This window comes from Pseudomonas sp. zjy_15 (genome assembly GCF_043101865.1).
GTDB lineage: Bacteria > Pseudomonadota > Gammaproteobacteria > Pseudomonadales > Pseudomonadaceae > Aquipseudomonas > Aquipseudomonas putida_Y.
The window spans coordinates 15,639-41,829 of the sequence record NZ_JBICII010000098.1 but is presented as its reverse complement, the minus strand read 5'-3'; the positions used below and the strand labels follow the sequence as shown (position 1 = coordinate 41,829).

Below are 26,191 nucleotides of genomic sequence, written 5' to 3'. Positions count from 1 at the left end.
ATTCAGCGCGGCGCACGCACCACGATGCCAGCCGTATCCAGGGCCCTGCGCGTGGCCTCGACCAGATCCAGCGCGCCCGGGGTGTCACTGTGCAGGCAAATGGAATCGAATTCGATGGCCAGGTCCTGGCCTTCGACCGTACGCACCACGCCTTGGCGGCAAGCGCGCAGCACCCGCTCGGCGACGGCTTGGGGCTCGTAGCCACGCACATTGCGGGTAAACACGATCGACCCGCTCAGGTCGTACTCGCGGTCGGCGTAGAACTCGCGAACTACCGGCTGGCCCAGTGCCTGGGCAATGCGACAGATCACCGAACCCGGCATGCAGAACAGCAGCAGTTCCGGCTCGATCACCCGCAGGTTTTCCACCAGCAAGTGCGCGGCTTCTTCGTCACGCGCCAGGTGCATGTACAACGCCCCGTGCGGTTTGATGTGCTGCAGACGCACGCCCTGGGCACGGGCGATTTCACGCAGCGCGCCCAATTGATAGAGCATGTCGTCCACCAGTTCCTGCGCCGAGGCATTGATATGCCGGCGGCCAAAGCCAACCAGGTCACGGAATCCCGGGTGTGCCCCCACAGCAACGCCCAGTGCCTTGGCGCGCTCGACGGTGCGGCGCATGGTGCCGGGGTCGCCGGCATGGAAACCAGTGGCGATGTTGGCGCTGCTGATGTAACCCATCAGCTCATTGTCGACGCCATCGCCAATGGTCCACGGGCCAAAGCCCTCGCCCATGTCCGAGTTGAAGTCTACTGCTTGCATGACGGCATCTCCTGGCACTTGTGACTGCATGCAAGCCACGTTAGATTCTCTACACCCCCTTGGGAAGATCTATAAACAGATGGGGTACCTTCTGAAAATCAGATACCCCGGGAGCCTACCGTGTCACTGACCCTGCGCCAGGTCCGCTACTTCGTTGCCACCGCTGAAATCGGCCAGATATCCCAAGCGGCGATCCACCTGAACATCTCCCAGTCGGCAGTGACCACGGCCATCAAGGAGCTGGAAGCAATGCTCGGTGTGCTGTTGTTCCAGCGCTCGGCCCAAGGCATGAGCCTGACCGAGGCCGGCCGGCACTTTTTGAACCGTGCCTACGTCATCCTGCGCAGTGTCGACGACGCGTTGAACAGCCCGCTTCCGGACGTGCGCGCCAGCGGCCTGTTGCGCCTGGCGGCGAGTTACACGGTGATCGGTTACTTCCTGCCGCACCACCTGCAACGCCTGGAGCACTGGCATCCGGGCGTGACCCTGGAGCTCTACGAGCAGGAACGCAGCGCCATCGAGCAAGGCCTGCTGGAAGGGCGTTTCGACATGGCGGTGGTGCTCACCGCCAACCTCACCCACCCCGACATCGTTTCGGAAACCCTGTTCAACTCCGAGCGCCGGCTGTGGTTGCCCGCGCACCACCCGCTGTGCGAACGCTCGGCGGTGAGCCTGGCCGATGTGGCCTGTGAGCCGTTCATCCTGTTGACCGTGGATGAAGCCGAGCAAAGTGCCATGCGTTACTGGGAGCAGGCCGGGCAGCGGCCGAGCGTAAGGGTGCGGACCAGTTCGGTGGAGGCCGTGCGCAGCATGGTGGCCAATGGCAGTGGCGTGGCAATCCTGTCAGACCTGGTGCACCGCCCGTGGTCGCTGGAGGGCAAGCGTATCGAGACGGTGACCATCAGCGACCCGGTCGCACCGATGAGCGTAGGGTTGGCCTGGCACCGGGAACGGGCGTTCAGCCCGGCGATGCAGGCGGTGCGCAATTACTTCCATGATGCGTTTCTGGCGCCGCAGCAGTTGTCGGCCCGGCGCTGAGCCTGCCTTTGCAGGCCCGGCCTCTTCGCGGGCGCGCCCGCTCCCACAGGTGCAGCGCAAATCTTCAGCGGTATGGCAGCCTGTGGGAGCGGGCGAGCCCGCGAAGAAACCAACACCCATCTCGAGCCGAACGTTCAGGCCGCAATGCCGTCATAATCTGAGCCGGTGCCGACACGCAAAGAGGACGCGAAATGACCCAGCCCGACCCGTCATACGTCAAATGGCTCGAAGACCGCGCCATGCTCAAGGCCTCCCAGGCGCGTGCCAGCCTGTACTCAGGCCAGTCGCGCCTGTGGCAACAACCCTACGCCGAGGCCCAGCCCCGCCGCGCCACCGAAATCGCCTCGGTCTGGCTCACCGTCTACCCCGACGCCATCATCGCCCCTGAGGGCTGCTCGGTGCTCGGTGCCCTGGCTCACGAAGCATTGTGGAAGCGCCTGTCGGAGATTGGCGTGCAGGGCCTGCACACGGGCCCTATCAAACTGTCCGGTGGCATCCGCGGCCGCGAACTCACCCCTAGCGTGGACGGCAACTTCGACCGCATCAGCTTCGACATCGACCCGCTGTACGGCAGCGAGCAGGAGCTGATCCAGATGAGCCGCATGGCCGCTGCGCACAATGCCGTGACCATCGACGACCTGATCCCCTCGCACACCGGCAAGGGCGCCGACTTCCGCCTGGCCGAGATCGCCCATGGCCCCTACCCGGGGCTGTACCACATGGTCGAGATCCGCGAAGAAGACTGGACGCTGCTGCCCGAGGTGCCCGCCGGACGCGATGCGGTCAACCTGCTGCCCGCGCAGTGTGACGAGCTGAAGGCGCGCCATTACATCGTTGGCCAGCTGCAACGGGTGATCTTCTTCGAGCCGGGCGTGAAGGAAACCGACTGGAGCGCCACGCCGCCGATCACAGGCGTCGACGGCAAGACCCGGCGCTGGGTGTACCTGCACTACTTCAAAGAGGGCCAGCCGTCGCTGAACTGGCTGGACCCGACCTTCGCCGCCCAACAAATGATCATTGGTGATGCGTTGCACGCCCTGGACTGCCTCGGTGCCCGCGGCCTGCGCCTGGACGCCAACGGCTTTCTCGGCGTGGAAACCCGCGCCAGCGGCACCGCCTGGTCGGAAAGCCACCCGCTGTCGATCGTCGGCAACCAGCTGATCGGTGGCATGATCCGCAAGGCCGGCGGTTTCAGCTTCCAGGAGCTGAACCTGACCCTCGATGACATTGCGCAGATGTCCAGGGGAGGCGCCGACCTGTCCTACGATTTCATTACCCGGCCGGCCTACCAGCATGCGCTGCTGACCGGCGACACCGAGTTCCTGCGCCTGATGCTCAAGGAGATGCACGCCTTCGGCATCGACCCGGCCTCGCTGATACATGCCCTGCAAAACCATGACGAACTGACCGTGGAGCTGGTGCACTTCTGGACACTGCACGCGCACGACATGTACCTGTACAAAGGCCAGACCCTGCCTGGCAGCATTTTGCGCGAACATATCCGCGAAGAGATCTACGAACGGCTGTCGGGAGAACATGCCCCGTATAACCTGCGCTTCGTGACCAACGGCATCGCCTGCACCACCGCCAGCCTGATCGCTGCTGCCCTGGGTATTCGCGACCTCGAACAGATTGGCGAGGCGGATATCGAGCTGATCAAGAAGGTGCACCTGCTGCTGGTCATGTACAACGCCATGCAGCCGGGGGTGGTCGCCTTGTCCGGTTGGGACCTGGTCGGCGCCCTGCCCTTGCCCGCCGAGGCGGTTGCCGAACGCATGCTCGATGGCGATACCCGCTGGATTCACCGGGGCGGCTATGACCTCGCCGGGCTCGACCCGCAGGCAGAGGCTTCAGTGCGTGGCATGCCGCGCGCCAGGGCGCTGTACGGCAGCCTCGACAGCCAGCTGGACGAGGGTGATTCATTTGCCTGCAAGGTGAAGAAACTGCTGGCTGTGCGCCAGGCCTACGGCATCGCCACCAGCCGTCAGGTGCTGGTACCTGAGGTGAGCAGCCCGGGGCTGCTGGTGATGGTGCACGAGCTGCCAGCCGGGCGGGGTATCCAGATCAGTGCGCTGAACTTCGGCCAGGACACGATTGCCGAGGAACTGCTGTTGACCGGGTTCACACCCGGGCCGGTGGTCGACATGATCAACGAGACGGTCGAAGGCGATTTGACCGAGGACGGGCGCCTGATGGTGAACCTGGACCCGTACGAGGCGCTGTGCCTGCGGATCGTCAACAGCAGCGGGCATGTTTGAATCTGCAGTGGCCCTGCCGTCGGCAAACCGGGTTCGCCCACAAGCACGCCGCCTGCCCCGCGCAGGCGCCAGACTCGCAAGCCGGCTTGCCAGCCAGGAAGCCCGGTCTTGCATTTACTGCGCTACGGGCATAGCGTTCGGAAGTTTTCTTTTCCGTGCCCAGGAGCAACTCCATGTACACCGGCATCGTCCAGGCCGTCCGCCCTCTGCTTGATGTGACCACCTACCCGGGCCACAACCAGTTCACCATCGACCTCACCCCGGAACTGCTCGACGAGCTGAAGATCGGTGCCAGCGTCAGTGTCGAAGGTACCTGCCTGTCCGTGACCGAAATCGATGGCAGCCAGGTCAGGTTCGACGCCATGACCGCGACCCTCGAGCGCACCAATCTGCGCAACTTCAAGCCCGGCCAGCGCGTGAACATCGAACGCTCAGCGAAGATGAACGCCGAAGTCGGCGGCCACCTGATGGCCGGCCATATCGCCACCACCGCTGAAATCGTCGAGCTGTCGATCAAGGAAACCGGCGCCTTCATCAAGTTCCGTATGCCGCCGCAATGGGGCAAGTACGTGTTCCCGCGCGGTTTCATCGGGGTCAATGGCTGCAGCCTGACGGTCGCTGACGTGGAGGACAACGTGATCACCATCAACCTGATCCCGGAAACCCTGCGGCAGACCACCTTCGCCAGTTACCACACAGGTGAACTGCTCAACATCGAGGTCGACCACCAGACCATGGTGCTGGTCGATGTAGTAGAGCGCACCATCAAAGGTACCCTGGCCCGCGAAAACCTGCTGCCCTGAGGCCTGCACATGCTCCCTAACGCCCTCCCCGCGCGCACAGCCAGGCGTTTGCGCCTGCAGGTAATGCGTGGTCGCGTCGGCCTCGGCCTGGTCGCCGCCCTGTCGGTGCTGGCCGGCATGACCGATGCCATCGGCTTGCTGGCACTGGGCGATTTCGTCTCGTTCATGAGTGGCAACACCACACGCCTGGCGGTGGCCATCAGTGAAGCAGACCTCGCTCTGGTACTGCGCCTCAGTGGCGCCGTACTAGGCTTTGTCGCGGGCAATGCGCTGGGTGTGCTCCTGGCTCGCGGATTGCGTCGTCGAGCCTGGCCGGTGCTGTTGGTGGTTGCCGCACTGCTGGCTTTCGCGGCAGCGTGGCCGTTGCCTGCCACCTTCCCTGCGCTGTTGGCCACCACGCTGGCCATGGGCATGATCAATGCAGTAGTCGAGCAGGTGAATGGCCTGCCCATCGGCCTGACTTACGTGACGGGCGCCCTGTCGCGTTTCGGCCGCGGCCTAGGGCGCTGGCTGCTGGGCGAACGGCGCAATGGCTGGCGGGTGCAGTTGGTGCCTTGGGCAGGCATGCTGCTGGGTGCCGCACTGGGCGCCTGGTTGCAACAACACCTGGGCCTGCAGGCGCTGGCCGGCAGCTGCGCGCTGGCCTGCGTGCTGGCGCTGGTATCGCGGTTCATCCCGCGGTCCTGGCAGCGTGGCTACATGCCGCGCTGATCATTCGATACGCGGGTGCTGCAGGGCCAGCTTCTCGCGCTTGGCTTCCAGCTCGGCGATCTGCGCATCGATGTCCTCGATCTTCTGCTCGATGTTGTCGTGGTGCTCCTGCAGCAGTTCACGCGCCTCTTCGATGTCCGATGCCGCGGGTGCCGCGCCGCGCAGGGGCTTGTTGGCGGTTTCCTTCATGGTCAGGCCGGTGATCAGGCCGACAGCGGCGATCACCATCAGGTAATAGGCCGGCATGTACAGATCGCCTGTGCTCTCCACCAGCCACGCAGCGAGGGTCGGGGTAAGGCCGGCGATCAGCACCGAGATGTTGAAGGCGCTGGCCAGGGCACTGTAGCGGATGTGCGTGGGGAACATGGCCGGCAGCGTCGAGGCCATCACGCCGATGAAGAAATTCAGCAACACGGCAATGATCAGCAGGCCGGCGAAAATAAGCCCGAGCACGCCACTGTTGATCAGCATGAATGCCGGAATGGCCAAGGCCAACAGGCCGACACTGCCGACGATGATGAACGGCCGTCGGCCGAACTTGTCGCTGAGCAGACCGATCATAGGCTGCACGAACAGCATGCCAACCATGATCGCGATGATGATCAGCACGCCATGGTCTTCGCTGTATTGCAGGTTGTGCGACAGGTAGCTGGGCATGTAGGTAAGCAGCATGTAGTAGGTGACGTTGGTGGCAATTACCACGCCGATACAGGTCACCAGACTGCGCCAGTGCTGGGTGGCCACTTCCTTGAACGACACCTTGGGCCCGGAGGCCAGGCCTTCACGATCGCCCTGCTCCAGCTTGTCGACGTGCTGCTGGAACGCAGGTGTTTCTTCCAGCGCATGGCGCAGGTAGAGCCCGATGATGCCCAGCGGCAGGGCCAGGAAAAACGGCAGGCGCCAGCCCCATTCGAGGAACTGTTCTTCACCCAGAACCGTGGAAATGAGCACCACCACCCCTGCGCCCAGCACAAAGCCGGCAATCGAACCGAAGTCCAGCCAGCTGCCGAGAAAGCCGCGCTTGCGGTCAGGCGCGTACTCGGCAACGAAGATCGAGGCGCCGGTGTATTCACCGCCCACCGAAAAGCCCTGGGCCATCTTGGCCAGCAGCAACAGGATCGGCGCCCAGATACCAATGCTTGCATAGGACGGTATCAGGCCGATGGCGAAGGTGCTCAGGGACATGATCACGATGGTCGCGGCGAGGATTTTCTGCCGCCCGAACCTGTCGCCCAAGGCACCGAAGAACAACCCGCCAAGAGGCCGGATCAGGAATGGCACCGAGAAGGTGGCCAGGGCCGCGATCATTTGCACGCTGGGGTCGGCGTTGGGGAAGAACACCTTGCCCAAGGCATAAGCGACGAAACCGTATACGCCAAAGTCGAACCACTCCATGGCGTTGCCCAGCGCGGCGGCTGTGATCGCCTTCTTCATCTTGGCGTCGTCGACGATGGTGATGTCCTTCAGGCCGATTGGCTGGACGCTTTTCTTGCGAGGTTTCATACCCGTATCCCTGTCGATGAATGCTCTAAGGGATCAGATACAACAGGACACTAAATAATTCAGCGCTTACTGTTTTTTTGTGCGTTTGCGGCACCACCAAACGGCGCCCAAAGAAAAGCCGCTGCAATGGCAGCGGCTTTCATGCCGAAGGCCTGGCTTCAGATACCTTCGCGCGCCAGGTCCATGGCGAAGTAGGTCAGGATCAGGTCGGCACCGGCACGCTTGATTGCGCCAATGCTTTCGCGCACCACCCGGCCTTCGTCGATGGCACCGGCCAGGCCACCGAACTTGATCATCGCATACTCGCCACTCACCTGGTACGCCGCCAGTGGCAGGCGCGAAGCGGCGCGGATGTCGGCGATCACATCAAGGTAGGCACCGGCCGGCTTGACCATCAGCACGTCCGCCCCTTCCTGCTCGTCGAGCAGCGACTCGCGCACCGCTTCGCGGCGGTTCATCGGGTTCATCTGGTAGCTTTTGCGGTCGCCTTTCAGTGCGGTGCCACCGGCCTCACGGAACGGGCCATACAACGACGAGGCGAACTTGGTGGAATAGGCCATGATCGCGGTGTCGTGGAAGCCGGCACCGTCCAGGGCGCTGCGGATTGCCTGCACCTGGCCGTCCATTGCCGCCGAAGGGGCAATGAAGTCGGCACCGGCAGCGGCGGCGATGACAGCCTGCTTGCCCAGGTTGGCCAGGGTGGCGTCGTTGTCCACGCCATGGTCATGCAGCACGCCGCAGTGGCCGTGGCTGGTGTATTCGCAGAAGCAGGTGTCGGACATCACCACCATTTCCGGCACGGTGTCCTTGCAGATACGCGACATGCGCGCAACCAGGCCGTTTTCGTTCCAGGTGTCGCTGCCGTCAGCATCCAGGTGGTGCGATACGCCAAAGGTCATCACCGACTTGATACCGGCGCGGGCATAGCGCTCGATTTCCTGGGCCAACAGCTTCTCGGGGATACGGTTGACACCGGGCATGCTGGTGATCGGCACGAAATCATCGATGCCCTCTTCGACGAAGATCGGCAGGATCAGGTCTTCAAGGCGGAACTCGGTTTCCTGGAAGATCGTGCGCAGGGACTCGTTCTGGCGCAGGCGGCGGGGACGAACGGACGGGAATTGGTTGGACATGACAGCTCCAGGGAATTTGAACGGCGTATACCTTATGCCTGTCGCGCGCCAGTGAAAAGGCTAAATGACGAGATTGTGTCTTGCGTCAATGGCAACGCCCGGGGTTTGCCTGTGTTGGCCTCTTCGCGGGTAAACCCGCGCCTACAAATCCAGTAGGAGCGGGTTCACCCGCGAAGCGGCCGGCACAGGCACTGAATTACTGCAACCAGGGCGGCGTCACCTCCTCTGCCTTGGCCGGCCCATGCTCAGCCTCGGCGCGTGCCGCACGGCGGCGAGCGTCGTCCATACGGGCGGCGTCGATCTCGCGCATCACCCCGGTTACGTCAGCCTCATGTTCGTCATCCTCGAACACCCCGGTCAACGGGCTGTCGGGCAGCAACTCGCCGGCCTCGTACAACGCCCACATCTCCTGCGCATAGCGGGTGCTTTTCAGCTCCGGGGCAAAGCGCCCGAAATAATGGGCCATGTTGTCCACATCGCGCTGCAGCATGCTGAAGGCGTGGTTGTTGGCGGCTGCATCCACTGCCTGCGGCAGGTCGATGATCACCGGCCCGTCCGGGCCGAGCAGCACGTTGAACTCGGACAGATCACCATGCACCATTCCGGCGCACAGCATCAGCACGATCTGGCGAATGACGAAGGCATGGAACGCGCGGGCATCTTCAACTTCCAGGTGTACGTCGTTCAGGCGCGGGGCCGCATCGCCATCGGCATCGGTCACCAGCTCCATCAGTAGCACGCCGTCCTGGAAGTCGTAAGGCTTGGGCACCCTTACGCCCGCACCGGCCAAACGGAACAGCGCAGCCACTTCGGCGTTCTGCCAGGCATCCTCGGCTTCTTTGCGGCCGTACTTGCTGCCCTTGGCCATGGCCCGGGCCTGACGGCTGTTGCGCACCTTGCGGCCTTCCTGGTATTCGGCGGCCTGGCGGAAACTGCGCTTGTTGGCTTCTTTATAGACCTTGGCGCAGCGTACCTCGCTGCCACAGCGCACCACATACACAGCGGCTTCCTTGCCACTCATCAACGGCCGGAGTACTTCGTCGACCAGGCCGTCTTCGATCAACGGTTCGATTCTTTTAGGTGTCTTCATCAGGCTGCGTTCAGGGTCCTGGCTTTGTTGACGGACATCCTCTCACAGCCTGATGCGACTTGCTCGTCTGTCTTCAGGCCAGACGAATCAGGCGCGCTGCCCTACGCCAGCCACGGCCCCGCCGCGCGCCCGGCGCCGGGTGACCAGCACCCCCGAGCACACCACCAACACCGCCAGCACCATCGTCGAGACCACTTCCAGGCGATGATCCGGGCGGAACAGCATCAATACCAGTACGCCGCTGATGAACAGGATCACGCCCCAGGTCAGCCACGGGAACAGCCACATGCGGTAACCGAGTGTCTTGCCCTGTGCCGTCAGGCGCTGGCGCAAGCGCAACTGGGAAATGGCGATGACCAGATACACCAGCAGGGCAATGGCGCCGGAGCTTGCCATGAGGAAGCCAAACACCTTGGCCGGCACCAGGTAGTTGGCGATCACCGCCAGGAATGCAGCCCCCGTCGACAACAACACGGCCACCACGGGTGTACCACTGCGGCTGGTTATCTGGGCACAGGCCGGGGCATCACCACGACGGCTAAGCGAATAGACCATGCGCGAGGCGGTGTACAGCGAGGAGTTGAGGCAACTGGTCACCGAGGTCAGCACCACGAAGTCGATGATGGCCTTGGCATTTGGCACGCCGAGGGTGTCCAGCACCGTGACGTAAGAACCCTCGGTAGCCAGGCGCGGGTCGGTCCACGGTACCAGTGCGATGACGATGAAGATCGACAGGATGTAGAACAGCGTTATCCGCCAGATCACCGAATTGGTGGCCTTGGAAATATGCTTGCCCGCCTCGTCGGATTCAGCCGCAGCAATGGTCACCACCTCGGCCCCGAGGAACGAGAACATGGTGATCAGCATGGCGCTCAGCACTGCACCAAAGCCGTTGGGCATGAAGCCCCCGGTATCCCACAGGCGCGAAACGCCGCTGACGCCGGACCCCGGCAACAGGCCGAAAATGGCGCAGACACCCAGGGCGATGAAGCAGACAATGGCCACCACCTTGACCAGTGCCAACCAGAACTCGAACTCACCGTAGTTCTTCACGCTGAACAGGTTGGTGGCCGTCAGCAGTAACGTGATCACCAACGACAACACCCAGATCTCCATCTGCGGGACCCAGGAGTTGATGATGGTAGCGGCGATATTGGCCTCGATCGGGATGATCAGCACCCAGAACCACCAGTACAGCCAACCGATGGTATAACCGGCCCACTTGCCGATGGCGAGGTCAGCATAGGTTGAGAACGAGCCGGTATCTGGGGATGCAACGGCCATTTCGGCCAGCATGCGCATCACCAGCACCACCAGGCCGCCCGCCAGGATATAGGCCAGGATGGTGGCCGGCCCCGCTTCGGCGATGGCGCGGCCAGAGCCGACAAACAGCCCGGCGCCGATCACGCCGGCAATGGACAGCATGGTGACATGCCGTGATTTCAATCCATGACTCAAATTGTTCTTGTGGGTTTGCATGGCGCTACCTTGTTGTTTTTGTCATGCCCACGCAGGGGCCGCCGGCTGCACGTCACCGACGCAGGCGCGAAAAAGCCCGCCCTGCCCTGAATGGTGAGCAGGGCAGTACGGGTTGAGTAAAACGAAACCGCAAAAGGTGTTACTGGGCTGTCAGCTGGCAGCCCTCTGGTTGGCCGACAGGTCGGCCTTGGGGAAGCTGCCGCCCTGCAGGCCGACCTGCTCGCACACTTTCTCGACGATGTAGGCGCCGATCGGTATGGCCGAAGTAGCGGCTGGCGACGGTGCGTTGCACACGTTGACACTGCGTGCAGTGTTGACGAACAGGAAATCGTCGATCAGCTTGCCGTCGCGCGACACCGCCTGGGCACGCACGCCGGCCGGGTAAGGCGTGAGGTCGGCTTTGCTAATGCTCGGGCAGTACTTCTGCACCTGCTTGAGGTACCCGCCCTTGAACAGCGAGTTCTTCATCTCGATCAGGCCCGGGCGGAAGTTCTTCGCCAGCACCTTGAGGATGCCGGGCGTGGTCAGGGTCTGGAACAGGTCGCTGGGGCTGACATCGGTCTTGCGGTAGCCCTCGCGCTTCATCGCCAGGACGGCGTTGGGGCCTACGGTGACGGTGCCGTCGATCATGCGGGTCAGGTGCACCCCCAGGAAGGGCATCGACGGGTCGGGAATGGGGTAGATCAGGTGGTTGACGATCTGATTGTGCTGCTTGGGCAACAGGTAGTATTCGCCACGGAACGGGCAGATCACGAACTCGGTACGCAGCCCGAGCATGCCCACCACGCGGTCGGCCATCAGCCCCGAGCAGGTCACCAGGAAACGGCTGCGCAATTCATCACGCGGGGTGCGCACGATCACTTCACTTGCCTGCTCCTGCAGGCCGACCACTTCTGCGCCATAGCGGATTTCGCCACCGGCACGCTGGAACTCTGCCGCCATCGCAGCAGTCACCTGGGCGTAATTGACGATGCCGCTGGACGGCACGAAGATCCCCCCCATACCGACGATGTTGGGCTCACGCTCGCGCAACTCGTCAGCCGACAGCCAGTAGCGCTCCAGGCCATTGGCCGCGGTGCGCTCCCACAGCGCCTTCATGCGCTGCATTTCCAGATCGTTGGTGGCGACCAACAGCTTGCCGCACTCATCGAAGCGGATGCCGTGCTGGGTGCAGAAGGCTTTGGTCGCCTTGTTGCCTTCAAGGCAGAAGCGCGCCTTGAGGCTGCCGGGGGTGTAATACACGCCGGCGTGGATCACGCCGCTGTTATGGCCGGTCTGATGGCGGGCCGGACCAGACTCTTTCTCCAGCAGGAGCATCTTCGCATCCGGGTAGACCTTGATCAGGTGCATGGCCGTGGACATGCCCACAATCCCGCCGCCAATAATGATGAAATCGTACACAGCCTTACCTCACACGCAGGCATTGCCTGGCAGGCTCACCAAGGCCCGCACGGGGCCTGGTGGCATTGTTATGTGCAAAAACGCGTGGACGAGCGCCCGCCCCGCGCCCTGTCATTATTGCCCGCGCTGGTACAGCGGCTTGGGGAAGGCGACGTAACCACGCTGGCGCATCAGTTCGCGGCGCAGGCCCTCGTGCGGGGTGAAGCGATCGCGGCCATGCAGCCAGAACAGGTTGTTGATCAACAGGAAACTGCCTACGCCTACCGGTACCGAGACCTTCTTGCCGCTGCCTTCCAGCGACTCGGACAGGGCGTTCAGCCAGATACCTTCCTCGTAGTTTTCCGGCTGCACGAACTGGTCAATGTAGCGCATGGTCGGCCGGCCTTCGGCATCGGTGTCGAATACCGAATGGAACACATCTTCGGCAACCTTTTTGCTCGGCGGTGCGGTCCAGCGCATTTCGCGACGGGCCATCGGGTGACGGAAGAACGCCTCGCACTCCTCCCAGTCGTCCAGATGCAGCAGCAGCGAGTTGCCGCCTTCCATGTTCTTTTCGTCGATCTTCAGCATCAGCACGTAGTCGGTGATCTGGTTCACGAACGTGCCGTCGTTGTGCAGTTCCATGACCCGGTGCGGCTGGCGCAGGTAGCTGTCGGAGTTGTCGCTGTTGACCACCACGAAGCGCGCATAGAACTGGCCACTCATGGCGTCATAGTTGGAACGGCCGATCAAGTGGGCGCAGGCGGTGGTGAACTTGACCATGTCTTCGGCCTGGCTCACGTCATCCAGGCCGACCGGGGTAATCAGCATGCCGCCTGTGGCGCGATCGAGGATGGTGTTGAGCAGCACCGGGCGCAGCGTGCCCTGGCACAGCTCGTCAAGGATTTCGCCTACGCGAAAACGCAGGAACGACTTGTACTCCAATGCCTGCACCGGCCATTGGGCAACGGCCTGCACGAACGCTTCGACGGTTTCACGGGCAAAGGTCAGTTCCAGCAGGCGCGGCGACTGTTTCGAGGGGGCGATGGAATAGCCCTGCGGTTCGAGGGGCAGCGGCATGACAAGTTCGTCGATCTGCGTAAAGGCGTTCATGGCAATGTCCTGGCTAAAAAGTAGGTGGCGCCGTCCGGTAATGACCTGGATCAGTGCGGGCGAGGTAAAAATATCGCCACAAAATGAAAATGTCTACATTTTTATGATTCGACGATACTATTTGTGTTTGTCCATTGTTTTTCGCCGACAGAGGGTTTCGGTATGATCGGCAAAACGTTTTGAGGAACAGGATCTTGGAAGCGCTCGCCCCCCGACAAAACTCAGCATTCAGCGGGTATGAGAGGCTCAAGCAGGACATCATCCGCGGGGTGTTCAAGCCCGGTGAAAAGCTGTTGATGAGTGCCCTCAAGGAACGCTACGACCTGGGTGTGGGCCCGTTGCGCGAAGCTCTGTCGCAACTGGTGGCCGAGCACCTGGTCAACGCGATCAGCCAGAAAGGCTACCGGGTAGCGCCCATGTCGCTGGATGAGATGAACGACATCTACGACGCCCGCGCCAACCTGGAAGCGATGATCATCGCCCTGGCCATCGAGCGCGGCGACGACGCCTGGGAGGCGTCGGTGCTGGCCCACTCGCATACCCTGGCCAAGGTGGTAGAAGTAAAAACCCGCGAGCAGCGGCTGGATGTGTGGGACGAGCGGCACAAGGCGTTTCATACTGCCATTGCCTCGGGCTGCGGCTCCAAGCACCTGCTGCAGGCACGCACCTACCTGTTTGACCAGGCCGAGCGCTACCGCCACCTGTGGCTGACGCAAACGGTGTTTTCCGAACAGGCGCTGGCGCTCAAGCGCCAGGAGCATGCGGCACTGGTCGAGGTGATCCTCGCCCGTGATGCCACACGCGCCAGCGCCATGATGCGCGCGCACCTGATGACACCGGTACCGATCATTGCGCAGATCATGCATGCCGAAGGCATCGGTGCACGCTAGATGAATTTTTCTTAAATCGCCGGTTGTCTATTCTTTGGCACAATCAAATCTTCATTAGATGCCCGGGAACCAGCATGCCTCGCGTACTGACCATCGAAGACGACGCCGTCACCGGCCAGGAAATCGTCGCCGAACTTACCAGCCACGGCCTGGAGGTGGATTGGGCCGACAATGGCCGTGAAGGCCTGGCCAAGGCCATTGCCGGCGGCTACGACCTGATCACCCTGGACCGCATGCTGCCCGAGGTCGACGGCCTGACCATCGTCACCACCCTGCGCAACCTCAAGATCGCTACGCCGATCCTGATGATCAGCGCCCTCTCCGACGTCGATGAGCGGGTGCGCGGCCTGCGTGCCGGCGGAGACGACTACCTGACCAAGCCGTTCGCCTCCGACGAAATGGCGGCGCGAGTCGAGGTATTGCTGCGCCGCAACAGCGTGCCCATGACCCAGACCCGCCTGCAGGTTGCCGATCTGGAGCTGGACCTGATCAGCCACGAAGCGCGCCGCGGTGACAATACCCTCAACCTGCTGCCCACCGAGTACAAGCTGCTGGAGTACCTGATGCGCCACAGCGGCCAGGTGATCACGCGGATGATGATTTTCGAGGAAGTCTGGGGCTATCACTTCGACCCGGGCACCAACCTGATCGACGTGCACATCGGCCGCCTGCGCAAGAAGATCGACTCCCCCGGCCAGTCGCCGCTGATCCGTACGGTACGGGGCTCCGGCTATGCCATTGCTGAACCCGTCTAAAGGCTGGAGCTCCTCTACCAGCCGCCTGCTGGCACTCTACAGCTTTCTGTTCGTGGCCTGGAGCAGCATCCTCATGGGGGTGCTGTATTTCGAGGTGTCCAGCTACCTGAGCAAACTCACCCGTCACTCCATGCTGCAGCGCCAGCACCTGTTCGCACACATGAGCGGCAAGCAGCTGGACGATGCCCTGATTGCCAGCCAGGCGTTCGAGGAGCGCAGCTTTGACGCCTACGGCCTGTTCGACCCTCAGCTCAACCCGATTGGCGGCAGCGTGCGGGCCTTGCCCCCAGAGCTCAGGCTGGACGGCAAGATCCATGAGTTGAAACGCTGCCTGGATGCCGACGACCCTCGCATGCCTCGCGACAGCTGCGACGCGGTGGCAATCAATGTACAGGATGGCCGGTGGCTGGTGCTGGTACGTGACAACGGCTCGCTGTTCGTGGTTACCCGGATCATCCTGCACGCCCTGCTCTGGGGCATCTCGCTGACCCTGATCCCGGGTTTTGCCGGTTGGTACTTGCTACGGCGCAGGCCGCTCAAGCGTATACGTGCGATCCAGGCCCAGGCCGAACTGATCGTCGCCGGCGACCTGACCCACCGCCTGCCTCTGTCGGCCCGCCGTGACGAACTGGACATGCTTGCGGCGATCGTCAATGCCATGCTCGACCGCATTGAACGGCTGATGCACGAGGTCAAGGGTGTGTGCGACAACATTGCCCATGACCTGCGCACACCGCTGACCCGCCTGCGCGCCCAGCTGTACCGTATTCGCCAGCAAAGCGACGTGGACTCTGCGCAAGCCGAAGCACTGGACCAGGCCATCGGCGAAACCGACACCTTGATGGCGCGCTTTCGCGGGTTGTTGCGCATCAGCGAGCTGGAAGACCGCCAGCGCCGCGCCGGCTTCGTCCAGCTTGACCCGCATGAGCTGCTGGTAGAGCTGCACGATTTTTACCTGCCATTGGCCGAGGATGGCGGTATTCACCTGCAGTTGCACCAACCTGCGCAGCTACCGGCACTGCACGGCGACCGCGAGCTGCTGTTCGAGGCCTTGGCGAATCTGGTGGGCAACGCGATCAAGTTCACGCCCGAGGGCGGTCGTGTGCGCATTGCCGCCACGCAGGATGACAACGGCGTGCACATGGCGATCGAGGATAGTGGGCCTGGTATTCCCGAAGCAGAGCGAACGGCTGTACTGAAACGGTTCTATCGCAGCGATGAGGGCCACCGCCATGCCGGCTTCGGGCTGGGGTTGTCGATCGTGGCGGCGATCGTCGACCTGCATGGGTTCGGGCTGGAGATTGGCGAAAGCGAATTGGGTGGGGCCAGGCTGGTATTGCACTGTCCGCTTGCGGGTCTAGGCAAATAAAAGCTGGGGCCGCGTTGCGGCCCTTCGCGGGCACGCCCGCTCCCACAGGTTGGCGCGACATTTCAAGTGTGCGCTATCCCTGCGGGGAGCGGGCGTGCCCGCGAAGGGCTGCACCGCAGCCCCAGTTACTTCAGTCAGCCAGACGCCAGGTAGTCGTGCCCTTGCTGTCTTCCAGCACCACCCCCATGGCAGTCAACTGGTCGCGAATGCGGTCGGACTCGGCCCAGTTCTTGTCCGCACGCGCCTGCAGGCGCGCCTGGATCAAGCCCTCGACTTCAGCCGCATCGACCTTGCCTTCGGCACCGGCACGCAGGAAGTCATCGGCCTCCAGTTGCAGCACACCCAGCACATCCCCCAGCTCGCGCAGTCGACCGGCCAGGCCGGCAGCCGCTTCCGGGTCGCTGTCACGCAGGCGGTTGATCTCGCGCACCAGGTCGAACAGAACGGCACAGGCTTCGGGGGTACCGAAGTCGTCGTTCATCGCCACGCTGAAACGCTCGACAAAGGCTTCGCCACCCTTGGCCGCCACCCGTGGCAGGCCGCGCAGGGCGTGGTAGAAGCGCTCCAACGCACCCTTGGCGTCACGCAGGCTGTCTTCCGAGTAGTTGATCGCGCTGCGGTAGTGGCTGGCCACCAGCAGGTAGCGCACCACCTCCGGGTGGTACTTCTCGAGCACGTCGCGGATGGTGAAGAAGTTGTTCAACGACTTGGACATCTTCTCGCCGTTGATACGGATCATGCCGCAATGCATCCAGGCGTTGGCGTACGGCTTGCCAGTGGCCGCCTCGCTTTGGGCAATCTCGTTCTCGTGGTGCGGGAACTCCAGGTCGCTGCCGCCGCCGTGAATGTCGAAGCTCTCGCCCAGGCAGCAGGTGGACATCACCGAGCACTCGATGTGCCAGCCCGGGCGACCCGGGCCCCATGGCGATTCCCAGCTCGGCTCGCCCGGCTTGACGCCCTTCCACAGTACGAAGTCGAGCGGGTCCTGCTTGGCTTCGTCGACCTCGATGCGTGCACCGATACGCAGGTCTTCGATCTTCTTGCGCGACAGCTTGCCGTAACCGACGAACTTGCCGACGCGGTAGTACACGTCGCCATTGCCTGGCGCGTAGGCGTACCCCTTGTCGATCAGGGTCTGGATCATCGCGTGCATGCCGGCGATATGGTCGGTGGCACGCGGTTCCTGGTCCGGCGGCAGGATGTTCAGGCGGCGTTCGTCTTCGTGCATCGCGTCGATCATGCGGGCGGTCAAGGCGTCGAAACTTTCGCCGTTCTCGTTGGCCCGGTTGATGATCTTGTCATCGATGTCGGTGATGTTGCGCACGTAGGTCAGCTCATAGCCGCTCTTGCGCAGCCAGCGGGTGACCAGGTCGAAGGCCACCATGCTGCGGCCATGACCCAGGTGGCAGTAGTCGTACACGGTCATGCCGCACACGTACATGCGCACCTTGTTGCCATCCAGCGGCTTGAAGGTTTCCTTCGCTTTGCTCAGGGTGTTGTAGATGGTAAGCACGGCGGTTCCTCAGCTGCCCCAGGAGTCACGCAGGGTGACAGTGCGGTTGAACACCGGGCGGCCCGGCTGGCTGTCTTTCAAGTCGGCGCAGAAGTAGCCTTCGCGCTCGAACTGGAAGCGGTCCTCGGGCTGCGCCTGGGCCAGCGACGGCTCGGCACGGCAACCGCTGAGCACTTGCAGCGAAGCAGGGTTGATGTTGTCCAGGAAGCTGCCGCCCTCCTCGGTCTTTTCCGGGTTCGGCGAGCGGAACAGGCGGTCGTACAGGCGCACTTCGCACTCGACGCTGCCCTCGGCCGGCACCCAGTGGATCACGCCCTTGACCTTGCGGCCTTCAGGGTTCTTGCCCAGGGTGTCCGGGTCGTACGAGCAACGCAGTTCGACGATATTGCCATCGGCATCCTTGATCGCTTCGTCAGCACGAATCACGTAGCTGCCGCGCAGGCGCACTTCACCGGCCGGTTCCAGGCGCTTGTAGCCCTTCGGCGGTTCTTCCATGAAGTCGTCGCGGTCGATGTACAGCTCGCGGGAGAACGGCAGTACACGCACGCCCATGTCTTCCTTCGGGTGGCGTGGCAGCTCAAGCTGCTCGACCTGGCCTTCCGGGTAGTTGGTGATGACCACTTTCAGCGGGCGCAGCACGCACATGGCGCGTGGCGCGGTGCGGTCCAGATCGTCACGGATGCTGAACTCGAGCATCGACATGTCGACCACACCGTCGGAACGGTTGGTGCCGATCATTTCGCAGAAGTTGCGGATCGAAGCCGGCGTATAGCCACGGCGACGGAAGCCGGACAAGGTCGACATGCGTGGGTCGTCCCAGGCGTCGACGTGCTTCTCGTCCACAAGTTGCTTGAGCTTGCGCTTGGAGGTGATGGTGTAGTTCAGGTTCAGGCGGCTGAACTCGTACTGGCGCGGGTGTGCCGGCACCGGCAGGTTGTCGAGGAACCAGTCGTACAGCGGACGATGCCCTTCGAACTCCAGGGTGCAGATCGAGTGGGTAATGCCCTCGATGGCATCCGACTGGCCGTGGGTGAAGTCGTAGTTGGGGTAGATGCACCACTTGTCGCCGGTCTGGTGGTGGTGGGCATGGCGAATGCGGTACAGGATAGGGTCGCGCAGGTTCATGTTTGGCGAGGCCATGTCGATCTTGGCCCGCAGCACACGCTCGCCGTCCTTGAACTCGCCGGCCTTCATGCGGGCGAACAGGTCGAGGTTTTCTTCCACGCTGCGTTCGCGGAACGGGCTGTTCTTGCCCGGCTCCTTGAGGTTGCCGCGGTACTCCTTGGCTTGTTCAGGGGTGAGGTCGCAGACATAGGCCTTGCCACGCTTGATCAGCTCGACCGCCCAGTCGTGCAACTGGTCGAAGTAGTCGGAGGCATAGCGCACGTCGCCGCCCCACTCGAAGCCCAGCCATTTGACATCGCTCTGGATGGCGTCGATGTACTCCTGGTCTTCCTTGGCCGGGTTGGTATCGTCGAAACGCAGGTGGCAGACGCCGCCGAACTCCTTGGCCAGGCCGAAGTTGACGCAGATCGACTTGGCGTGGCCGATGTGCAGGTAACCATTGGGCTCCGGCGGGAAACGGGTGACGATGCTGCTGTGCTTGCCCGAGTCCAGGTCGGCCTGGATGATCGGCCGCAGGAAGTTCGCAGGGACAGCGGGGGCGCCTTTGGCAGCGGCGTTGGGCGCGTTGTCGGCAGTGGGCTTGCTCATAGGATCCTTGAATGCGTGTGTCCAGCCTGGGTAGGCCGATTGAATCAAAGGGCCTATCATAGCCGAAGCAGTCAAGCTGCTGACAGCCGCGCCCGGACAAACTGATGTGATTTATCACGGCTTTTTGCCGCAGCCTGGCAAAATGGCCAGTGCGCGCCATGTGTCGCGATCGCCTGATCCTGCGTCTGGTGATAACCCGCGCCCTGCGCACCCTAATTTCTGATTGCCTTGAAAGAGCGAGTTTCAGCATGTCCAAAGTCAAACTGAGCACCAACCACGGCGACATCGTCCTGCAACTGGACGCCGAGAAAGCGCCGCTGACTACCGAAAACTTCGTTCAGTACGTCAAGGATGGCCACTACGATGGCACCGTATTCCACCGTGTGATCAAAGGCTTCATGATTCAGGGCGGCGGCTTCGAAGCCGGCATGAACCAGAAGAAAACCCGCGCCAGCATCCAGAACGAAGCCGACAACGGCCTGAAGAACAAGAAGTACAGCATCGCCATGGCCCGCACCATGGAGCCGCACTCTGCCTCGGCGCAGTTCTTCATCAACGCCTCCGACAACGACTTCCTCAACCACAGCGGCAAGAACGTGCAAGGCTGGGGCTATGCCGTATTCGGCGAAGTGATCGAAGGCCGTGAAGTGGTCGACGCCATCGAAAAGGTCGCCACCGGTTCCAAAGCTGGCCACCAGGACGTACCGGCAGACGACGTGATCATCGAGAAAGCCGAGATCATTGAGTGATTCTGCTGATCTCTGATCTGCACCTGCAAGAAGAACGCCCGGATATTTCCCGGGCGTTTCTTGATCTGCTCGATGGCCGCGCCCGGCACGCCAAGGCCCTGTACATCCTTGGTGACTTCTTCGAAGCGTGGATTGGCGACGATGCCATGACGCCCTTCCAGCAGTCGATCTGCCAGGCCATGCGCCGGCTGAGCGACAGTGGTACGGCCATCTACCTGATGCATGGCAACCGTGACTTCCTGATTGGCCAGGCCTTTTGCGAGGCGGCGGGCTGCACGCTGTTGAACGACCCCAGTGTGATCGAACTGGGCGGTGAACAGGTGCTGCTGATGCACGGCGACACCCTGTGCACCCGCGACCTGGGCTACATGAAGATGCGCCGCCTGCTGCGCAATCCGCTGAGCTTGTGGATCCTGCGCCACCTGCCGCTGTCGGCCCGCTACCGGCTGGCGCGCAAGCTGCGCAATGAAAGCCGTACACAAACGCGGATGAAGTCCACCGAAATCGTCGACGTCACGCCAGAAGAAGTACCCAAGGTGATGGCGGCGCATGGCGTGCGCACCCTGGTGCATGGCCATACCCATCGGCCGGCGATTCACAAGCTGGTGGTCGACGGGCAACCGGCACGGCGTATCGTACTGGGCGACTGGGATCGCCGCGGTTGGGCCTTGCAGGTTGACGAACAGGGCTTTCAGCTGGCGCCGTTCGAGTTTTCCTGACATTACAGGGGCTCGCGGGCAAGCCCGCAGGCCCCTGTAGGAGCCGGTTTACCCGCGAATGGGCCGGCGCAGGCTGACGCCTCAGGGCTGGCTGACTACCGCCCCTTTGTCCCGCTCACTGATCACCACTTCCCGATACTCCGGGTCTGCCTTGATCTGCGCCTCGGTAAACGGAATCACCGCCAGTTGCTTGGCCGCAAATGCCTTGGTCTGATCACTGGCATGCGCCGAAGCCTTCTCACTCGACTGGGAGAACGCCAGCAGGCCACGGGCTTCTGGCCCCTTGTCGGTGAAGCTGACCAGTTGCAGGTAGCTGGTGCCACTCACCACCAGCCGCTTGCCCTGCCCGTGCGGCACGCTGTAGATCGCGTTGTACACCCCGAGTGCCTGCGGGCCACCCGGTACCGGCGTGCCATCAAGGGCCTGTTGCACCTGCCCCCAACGGGCATTCCGGGCAACGCCACTTTCACTGACCTGCTTGAGCGACACCAGTGCTGCCTGATGTACCCGCTTGCTCACCGCCGCCTGCTCGACAGCCAGGCCGCGTGGGGTGTGTTGCGGGTCGGCCGGGTTGAATGCCACTCGCCAGCTTTCCGGGTCCTCAGCCAGCGTATTGAAGAGGTTCTGGAAGTGCACCAGGCCCATACCACTGTCGAGGTCGGCCTTGCCGTTCCAGGCGGCCAGGCTGCTGCACACTGGCTGCACCTCTGCACTGGCACCCTCGCACCATTGCAGCAGGTCTGGCAACACCAGGCTGGCCAGGTACACCTCGTCATCGGTGACCATGCGCTGCAGTTCATCTACCCCTAGCCGGGCTTTGCCTTGCAGGCGCTGCAGGGCAAAGCGACCACGCATGCCCAGCGGCTGGTCACTGCGGCTGACCAGTGGAGAATAGCCAGTCAGCGGCTGCGCCGGGTTGGCCATCCAGGCCGGGTCGTTAGAGTTCTGCACGAAGTCTTCACGCTCCAGGCTTGGCAGTAGCCGCGCCGGGAAGATGCCCGGTTGCGCAGCCTGCGCGTCAACCTTCCACTGGCATGCACTGCGCGAGCCATCCAGCACCACCAGGCGCCCTTGCGCCTGCGGGTTGCTGCAGGCATCCAGCAGTTGCTGGTCGACATAGGGCACGACCGACTGGTTCAGGTACAAAGCCCGCCCCCCTTCGTCCACGGCCAGCGTGTTGACCCACGGGATACCCTGCAACTGTTCGACCGAACCCTTCAATGCCGTCAGGCTGTCGGCACGGTTGATCTGGTACCACTGCTGCAACACCCGTGTGTTTTCAAGGTTGGCGTCTCGCAAGCTGTAAGCCGCCTGCGCATTCCAGTCCAGGTGACCTGGCCATTGCACCACAGGGCCGAACTGCGAACTGTAGACCTGCCGCTCAATCTGGCTCAGGCTGCCATCCGCGGCCTTGGCCATAACACGGATGGTTTGCCGGGCCATCGGCAGCGACTTGCCATCGAGCATATAGCGGGTCGGGTCTTTGGGGTCGAGTTGCAGGCGGTAGAGCGTGAAGTGCTTGGAGGTGTCCACGGTGTGCGTCCACGCCAGGTGCTTGTTGAAACCGATGTTGACGACCGGCAGGCCTGGTAGCGCCGCCCCCATCACATCGAGCTGGCCGGGAATGGTCAGGTGCATCTGGTAGAAGCGCATGCCGCCCATCCACGGGAAGTGGGGGTTGGCCAGCAACAGGCCGCGGCCATTGGCTGAGCGCTGCGCGCCTACTGCCACCGCATTGCTGCCGCGCTCCGAAGCGAACCGCGCCTGCCGGGCCAAAGCGGTGGCAAAGTCCGCTGACGATTGCTGGCTGGTCAGCGTTGGCGGTTGCGCCCCCGCCAACGCCTCGACGAACTGCCCGACACCGCCCTCGGCCAGCAAACGGCGGGTCAGCTTGACCAGATCCTGGCTGCTGATGGGCCGCACCCACTCACCGTCGCCACACTCGGCAGGCAGCCCTTGACGACGGCGCTCGGCCAACGCCCGGTTGTAGCCGCTGGCATAGCCCGCCAGCAATGCCTGCACCGGCGCGGGTTGCGCCTGCAGGAAGGCATCGACCGCCGCTGGGCTGTTGAGCCAGGTGAAGAACAGGTCGCTGGCCAGGTTGTCACGCTGCTCCAGGGTCTTGCCCTTGGTGCCGAAAAAGCGTGAGCGCTCACCGTTCACGGTCAGCACTTCATTGGCAAGCAGGCATAGGTTGTCCTGGGCGTAGGCATAGCCGACGCCATAGCCCAGGCCACGCTCATTCTTGGCCACGATATGCGGTACGCCGTAACGGGTGTGGCGGATCTGGGCAGTGGCATCGGCTATCGCGGGCTGGGCCTGCACGCCGACGCTGAAGGCCACCAGGGCAGCGGCCAGGCCGGCGCAAGTCATGGGACGGCAAAGTGGAAACACGGGCACTCCTCGGGTTCGGGGGTCATCCCGATCAGACGAATGGCCAGATGAATATTTTACGTATTACAAGGCGACGGAACGTCTTGATGAGAAACAGGCATTTTTTTCACGAATGGGTTGCAGTTTTTGCGTGCTCATTCGTCCTAGTAAGTGAGCCACCCACATTTCGGGTTCGTCCACGAAAAGGAGCATTCGCATGTACAACCCGCAAACCTCGATCCAGGCCGGGCACGCCCCAGGCAAAGCGTCCAAGGGACAGGACGTATTTGCTGAAGAACGTGTCGGCAACGAACAGATCCGCGAGCTGTTGCGCACCTTCGGCCTGCGCACCAGCCTGATCCGCCTCAAGGTTATCGACGCCTTGCACGCCGCCGACCGCAATGGCCGCAGCATTGGCGTGCGCGGGGTGCACGCACAACTGGAACAACTGGATATCCCGCTGTCGTTCCTCAGTGTGCGCGAAGTGCTCAAGCGCCTGTGCACCGAAGGCGTCATACAACTGGGTAGCGACAAATGCTACAGGCTCAACCCCCAGGCGCGCGCCGTGCTGGAGCAAACACCGTCGCGCTGAGCGCATGGCCGGCCATGCCTGGCCGGCCCGCGCAGATCAGGGCTTGACCTTGCGCCGCAGAATGCCGTTGATCACCACGACCACCACGGCAATGGCGATGGCCAGCATCTGGAAGGTCTGCTCACTGATCGTGCCCTGCTTCTGCAGGTGGGACAGGCCCAACATAAGGCCCAGTACCACCAGGATGATCAGAAGTGAATATTTGAGGCGCTGCACGTGTGTCATCGAATGTTCCTTGCAACATCAGGGGCAAATGGCTCGCAACGAGCCGCGGCAATGATACAACGGTCACCGCCCCCGGCGCTGGATTTCCTGCTGGGTGGGGTGACGTCAGCCTGAAAGCATGGGGCTCCCTAGCACCCACGCCGGAGGCACCATGTACAAACCCCTGTTGTTCGCATCGCTGTTACTGACCCCGCTCTCCCTTCATGCACTGGACACCCAGCAGACGCCGGCCGAACACCTGCTCGAACTGGGCCGCGAGTTGGCCACCCATGCCGGTGCCAGCCAATGGCAACAACTGTGGCAACGCGTACGCCAGGCCGGCTACCTGCAGACCGATGCTGCACCGGTACATTTCAGCGTGCCCACAGCCCGCTTGCCCGACCTGGCCCGACTGACACTGGCACAGGCCGACCAGGCACAGCCACTGCGTCAGACCCAGGTACTGTACCGCCGCCACTTTGCCGACCAGGTCATCGGCCAGCGCAACGGCCAGCCGTTGCACGCGCTGTGCCTGCTGGTCGATTGGCGCACGTTGCCGCCGGGCATGCGCGATACCCCTCAAGCCTATCTGGGTAGCGCCAGCTTGCTGAGCAGTTATCCGTGCGATTGAGGGGTGCCGCACCCACTCCACATCATCGGAAGTGACCCGACAGGAAACCAAGCGGCACAGCCAAATATCGGCGCCATTTCCTACAGAGCCAGATATCGCTGCCTGCAAATCCTGTTCACCGAAGCTACAACCCCCAACCCCTATGCCGCCTAGCGACGCGCCTCGGCTGTCGCACAGAATTTGCTCACACCTTCGACATAACGCCGCGGGTGATCGGGTCGCACATCCCATCCACCCCGAAGGAGCGCCATATGCAAATGCCAGATTTGAGCCAGATCGATATCAGCCAACTGCCCCACTCACTGCAGGCCCTGATCGACTGTATCGGCATCGAAAACGCCTACCAACTGACCTGCGCCTACGGCGGCAGGCCCAAGTACATACCCAAGCACCGCGAGCGCACCAAGCTCGCCGACGTGCTGCCGGCCGAAGCGCTCGACGCACTGATCAAGCGCTTTGCCGGGGTCGCCTTGGAGATCCCCAAGGCTGACCACTTTCTGCGTCAACTGCGCAACCAGCAGATTCAGAAGGAGAGCGCCAACGGACTGTCCCGCAGCCTGCTGGCCAACAAGTACGGCCTGAGCCTGCGGCAGATCGGCAACATCCGGCGCCAGGAGCTTTGCACGCGCTGACGCCCGAACACCGTAGCTGCCATTCGCGGCTGCCTTACCCCTACATAGAGCGAGCTTTCCGATATGTCGTTAGATAACAGCCTTATAGGCTCCGTCATCAATGCCCTGCCGATGGACCGCATGATCGCCGGTCCCTTGCAGGCCATGGTCCAGGCGCAGGTAACCGCCAGTAAATCGTACGCCGACTTCCTGATGCAGGTATGCGTCCAGGATGGCAAGGCAGTCGCCATCCAGTTCGACTACGACGAAACCATCGTCGATGAACAGGGCGAGTACAAAGGCGTGGTCAGCAAGACCATGAAAGTGCCGCTGATGGCGGCCATTACCCACCCCAACATTTCCATCGAAGAGGGTAATGTAGCGTTCGAGCTGGTTATCAACCAGATGTCGGAAGATGTTTCCAGCAAGGACATGAATGCAGAAGCTAGCGGCTCACTCGGATGGGGGCCGTTCAGGCTGAACGTGAAAGGCAGCGTAAGCCACAAATCCACGCAAACCCGCAAAACAGATACTCGCGCCCGCTATGCCTTCAACACGACCCTGAAGCGTCAGGAACCGCCCGAAGCGATGATGAGGGTAATCGAGTTCCTCACTGACGCCGCGACCAAGCCAACCGTTGTCCGAACCGCCGAACTGCAATGCCCGGACGAAATCTCCCAGGCGGATACCTTGAAACGGCCCGCGCCTGCAAACCTGCCGACCCCGTAAACCGCTGGTGCTTGACCCGATTGCCCCTCCTGCCGGTTTTGGGAGGGGCACACCCTGGCCTGAGGAGTCGAATC

24 protein-coding genes are annotated in these 26,191 nt (G+C 62.6%); 13 read left to right on the top strand and 11 right to left on the bottom strand.

The window, feature by feature from the left end; all coding sequences use genetic code 11:
• Window positions 1-2 precede the first annotated feature (2 nt).
• Window positions 3-761, bottom strand: coding sequence for a 5-oxoprolinase subunit PxpA (locus ACF8EF_RS17660; protein WP_392461057.1), 759 nt, complete (start codon window positions 759-761; stop codon window positions 3-5).
• Window positions 762-881: 120 nt separating this feature from the next.
• Between ACF8EF_RS17660 and ACF8EF_RS17655 the strand changes: the two genes are divergently transcribed.
• The 4 genes from ACF8EF_RS17655 to ACF8EF_RS17640 all read left to right on the top strand — a co-directional run bounded on the left by ACF8EF_RS17655 (window position 882) and on the right by ACF8EF_RS17640 (window position 5,571).
• Window positions 882-1,799: a LysR family transcriptional regulator gene (locus tag ACF8EF_RS17655; protein WP_176684611.1), complete on the top strand. Its 918-nt coding sequence runs from the start codon at window positions 882-884 to the stop codon at window positions 1,797-1,799.
• A gap of 191 nt (window positions 1,800-1,990) precedes the next feature.
• A complete protein-coding gene (treS, locus tag ACF8EF_RS17650) occupies window positions 1,991-4,057 on the top strand; it encodes a maltose alpha-D-glucosyltransferase (RefSeq protein ID WP_392461056.1) in 2,067 nt (688 codons plus the stop codon).
• A gap of 173 nt (window positions 4,058-4,230) precedes the next feature.
• Window positions 4,231-4,860, top strand: coding sequence for a riboflavin synthase subunit alpha (locus tag ACF8EF_RS17645; RefSeq protein WP_209966387.1), 630 nt, complete (start codon window positions 4,231-4,233; stop codon window positions 4,858-4,860).
• Between the two features lie 9 nt (window positions 4,861-4,869).
• Window positions 4,870-5,571, top strand: a complete 702-nt coding sequence (locus ACF8EF_RS17640) for a YoaK family protein (protein ID WP_209966390.1) — start codon at window positions 4,870-4,872, stop codon at window positions 5,569-5,571.
• Here ACF8EF_RS17640 and proP read toward each other — a convergent pair whose 3' ends face one another.
• From proP to glaH, 6 genes are all read right to left on the bottom strand, one after another.
• Window positions 5,572-7,074: a glycine betaine/L-proline transporter ProP gene (gene proP / locus ACF8EF_RS17635; RefSeq protein ID WP_176684613.1), complete on the bottom strand. Its 1,503-nt coding sequence runs from the start codon at window positions 7,072-7,074 to the stop codon at window positions 5,572-5,574.
• Between the two features lie 158 nt (window positions 7,075-7,232).
• Window positions 7,233-8,207: a porphobilinogen synthase gene (gene hemB, locus ACF8EF_RS17630; RefSeq protein ID WP_010953815.1), complete on the bottom strand. Its 975-nt coding sequence runs from the start codon at window positions 8,205-8,207 to the stop codon at window positions 7,233-7,235.
• Between the two features lie 196 nt (window positions 8,208-8,403).
• On the bottom strand, window positions 8,404-9,297 hold the full coding sequence (locus ACF8EF_RS17625; protein WP_021782398.1) for a PA4780 family RIO1-like protein kinase: 894 nt from the start codon (window positions 9,295-9,297) through the stop codon (window positions 8,404-8,406).
• Window positions 9,298-9,384: 87 nt separating this feature from the next.
• Window positions 9,385-10,776, bottom strand: a complete 1,392-nt coding sequence (gene gabP, locus ACF8EF_RS17620; protein ID WP_176684614.1) for a GABA permease — start codon at window positions 10,774-10,776, stop codon at window positions 9,385-9,387.
• 150 nt (window positions 10,777-10,926) lie between these two features.
• Window positions 10,927-12,177 (bottom strand): L-2-hydroxyglutarate oxidase, encoded by a 1,251-nt coding sequence (gene lhgO / locus ACF8EF_RS17615; protein WP_176684615.1) that lies wholly within the window; start codon window positions 12,175-12,177, stop codon window positions 10,927-10,929.
• A 114-nt stretch (window positions 12,178-12,291) separates the two neighbouring features.
• Window positions 12,292-13,269, bottom strand: a complete 978-nt coding sequence (glaH, locus tag ACF8EF_RS17610) for a glutarate dioxygenase GlaH (RefSeq protein ID WP_176684616.1) — start codon at window positions 13,267-13,269, stop codon at window positions 12,292-12,294.
• A gap of 194 nt (window positions 13,270-13,463) precedes the next feature.
• Here glaH and csiR point away from each other — a divergent pair, with 194 nt between their 5' ends.
• The 3 genes from csiR (at window position 13,464) to ACF8EF_RS17595 (ending at window position 16,283) form a co-directional block, all read left to right on the top strand.
• On the top strand, window positions 13,464-14,159 hold the full coding sequence (gene csiR / locus ACF8EF_RS17605) for a DNA-binding transcriptional regulator CsiR (protein WP_392461055.1): 696 nt from the start codon (window positions 13,464-13,466) through the stop codon (window positions 14,157-14,159).
• A 74-nt stretch (window positions 14,160-14,233) separates the two neighbouring features.
• Window positions 14,234-14,914, top strand: a complete 681-nt coding sequence (locus ACF8EF_RS17600; protein WP_176684618.1) for a response regulator transcription factor — start codon at window positions 14,234-14,236, stop codon at window positions 14,912-14,914.
• On the top strand, window positions 14,892-16,283 hold the full coding sequence (locus ACF8EF_RS17595) for a HAMP domain-containing sensor histidine kinase (protein WP_176684619.1): 1,392 nt from the start codon (window positions 14,892-14,894) through the stop codon (window positions 16,281-16,283). The genes ACF8EF_RS17600 and ACF8EF_RS17595 overlap by 23 nt, the downstream gene beginning before the upstream one ends.
• Before the next feature lie 130 nt (window positions 16,284-16,413).
• Here ACF8EF_RS17595 and cysS read toward each other — a convergent pair whose 3' ends face one another.
• Both cysS and ACF8EF_RS17585 read right to left on the bottom strand, forming a co-directional pair.
• Complete coding sequence (gene cysS / locus ACF8EF_RS17590; RefSeq protein ID WP_392461054.1) at window positions 16,414-17,796, bottom strand: cysteine--tRNA ligase; 1,383 nt, start codon at window positions 17,794-17,796, stop codon at window positions 16,414-16,416.
• Between the two features lie 9 nt (window positions 17,797-17,805).
• Complete coding sequence (locus tag ACF8EF_RS17585) at window positions 17,806-19,509, bottom strand: glutamine--tRNA ligase/YqeY domain fusion protein (RefSeq protein ID WP_010953806.1); 1,704 nt, start codon at window positions 19,507-19,509, stop codon at window positions 17,806-17,808.
• A gap of 248 nt (window positions 19,510-19,757) precedes the next feature.
• Between ACF8EF_RS17585 and ACF8EF_RS17580 the strand changes: the two genes are divergently transcribed.
• Together ACF8EF_RS17580 and ACF8EF_RS17575 are read left to right on the top strand one after the other, a co-directional pair.
• Window positions 19,758-20,258: a peptidylprolyl isomerase gene (locus ACF8EF_RS17580; RefSeq protein ID WP_176684620.1), complete on the top strand. Its 501-nt coding sequence runs from the start codon at window positions 19,758-19,760 to the stop codon at window positions 20,256-20,258.
• On the top strand, window positions 20,255-20,977 hold the full coding sequence (locus tag ACF8EF_RS17575; RefSeq protein WP_176684621.1) for a UDP-2,3-diacylglucosamine diphosphatase: 723 nt from the start codon (window positions 20,255-20,257) through the stop codon (window positions 20,975-20,977). Before ACF8EF_RS17580 ends, ACF8EF_RS17575 begins: the two co-directional genes overlap by 4 nt.
• Window positions 20,978-21,058: 81 nt before the next feature.
• Here the strand turns inward: ACF8EF_RS17575 and ACF8EF_RS17570 are convergent, their stop codons facing one another.
• Complete coding sequence (locus ACF8EF_RS17570) at window positions 21,059-23,371, bottom strand: acylase (RefSeq protein WP_392461053.1); 2,313 nt, start codon at window positions 23,369-23,371, stop codon at window positions 21,059-21,061.
• A 196-nt stretch (window positions 23,372-23,567) separates the two neighbouring features.
• Between ACF8EF_RS17570 and ACF8EF_RS17565 the strand changes: the two genes are divergently transcribed.
• Window positions 23,568-23,942: a fe2+ zn2+ uptake regulation protein gene (locus tag ACF8EF_RS17565; RefSeq protein ID WP_176684623.1), complete on the top strand. Its 375-nt coding sequence runs from the start codon at window positions 23,568-23,570 to the stop codon at window positions 23,940-23,942.
• A 36-nt stretch (window positions 23,943-23,978) separates the two neighbouring features.
• Here the strand turns inward: ACF8EF_RS17565 and ACF8EF_RS17560 are convergent, their stop codons facing one another.
• The gene (locus ACF8EF_RS17560) at window positions 23,979-24,167 is read right to left on the bottom strand and encodes a hypothetical protein (RefSeq protein WP_003248064.1); all 189 of its coding nucleotides are present in this window, start codon (window positions 24,165-24,167) and stop codon (window positions 23,979-23,981) included.
• 151 nt (window positions 24,168-24,318) lie between these two features.
• Between ACF8EF_RS17560 and ACF8EF_RS17555 the strand changes: the two genes are divergently transcribed.
• The 3 genes from ACF8EF_RS17555 to ACF8EF_RS17545 all read left to right on the top strand — a co-directional run bounded on the left by ACF8EF_RS17555 (window position 24,319) and on the right by ACF8EF_RS17545 (window position 26,117).
• Window positions 24,319-24,777, top strand: coding sequence for a hypothetical protein (locus ACF8EF_RS17555; protein ID WP_176684624.1), 459 nt, complete (start codon window positions 24,319-24,321; stop codon window positions 24,775-24,777).
• A gap of 251 nt (window positions 24,778-25,028) precedes the next feature.
• Window positions 25,029-25,409, top strand: a complete 381-nt coding sequence (locus ACF8EF_RS17550; RefSeq protein ID WP_003248057.1) for a Mor transcription activator family protein — start codon at window positions 25,029-25,031, stop codon at window positions 25,407-25,409.
• Between the two features lie 63 nt (window positions 25,410-25,472).
• The gene (locus tag ACF8EF_RS17545; protein WP_176684625.1) at window positions 25,473-26,117 is read left to right on the top strand and encodes a DUF2589 domain-containing protein; all 645 of its coding nucleotides are present in this window, start codon (window positions 25,473-25,475) and stop codon (window positions 26,115-26,117) included.
• Window positions 26,118-26,191: the final 74 nt, after the last annotated feature.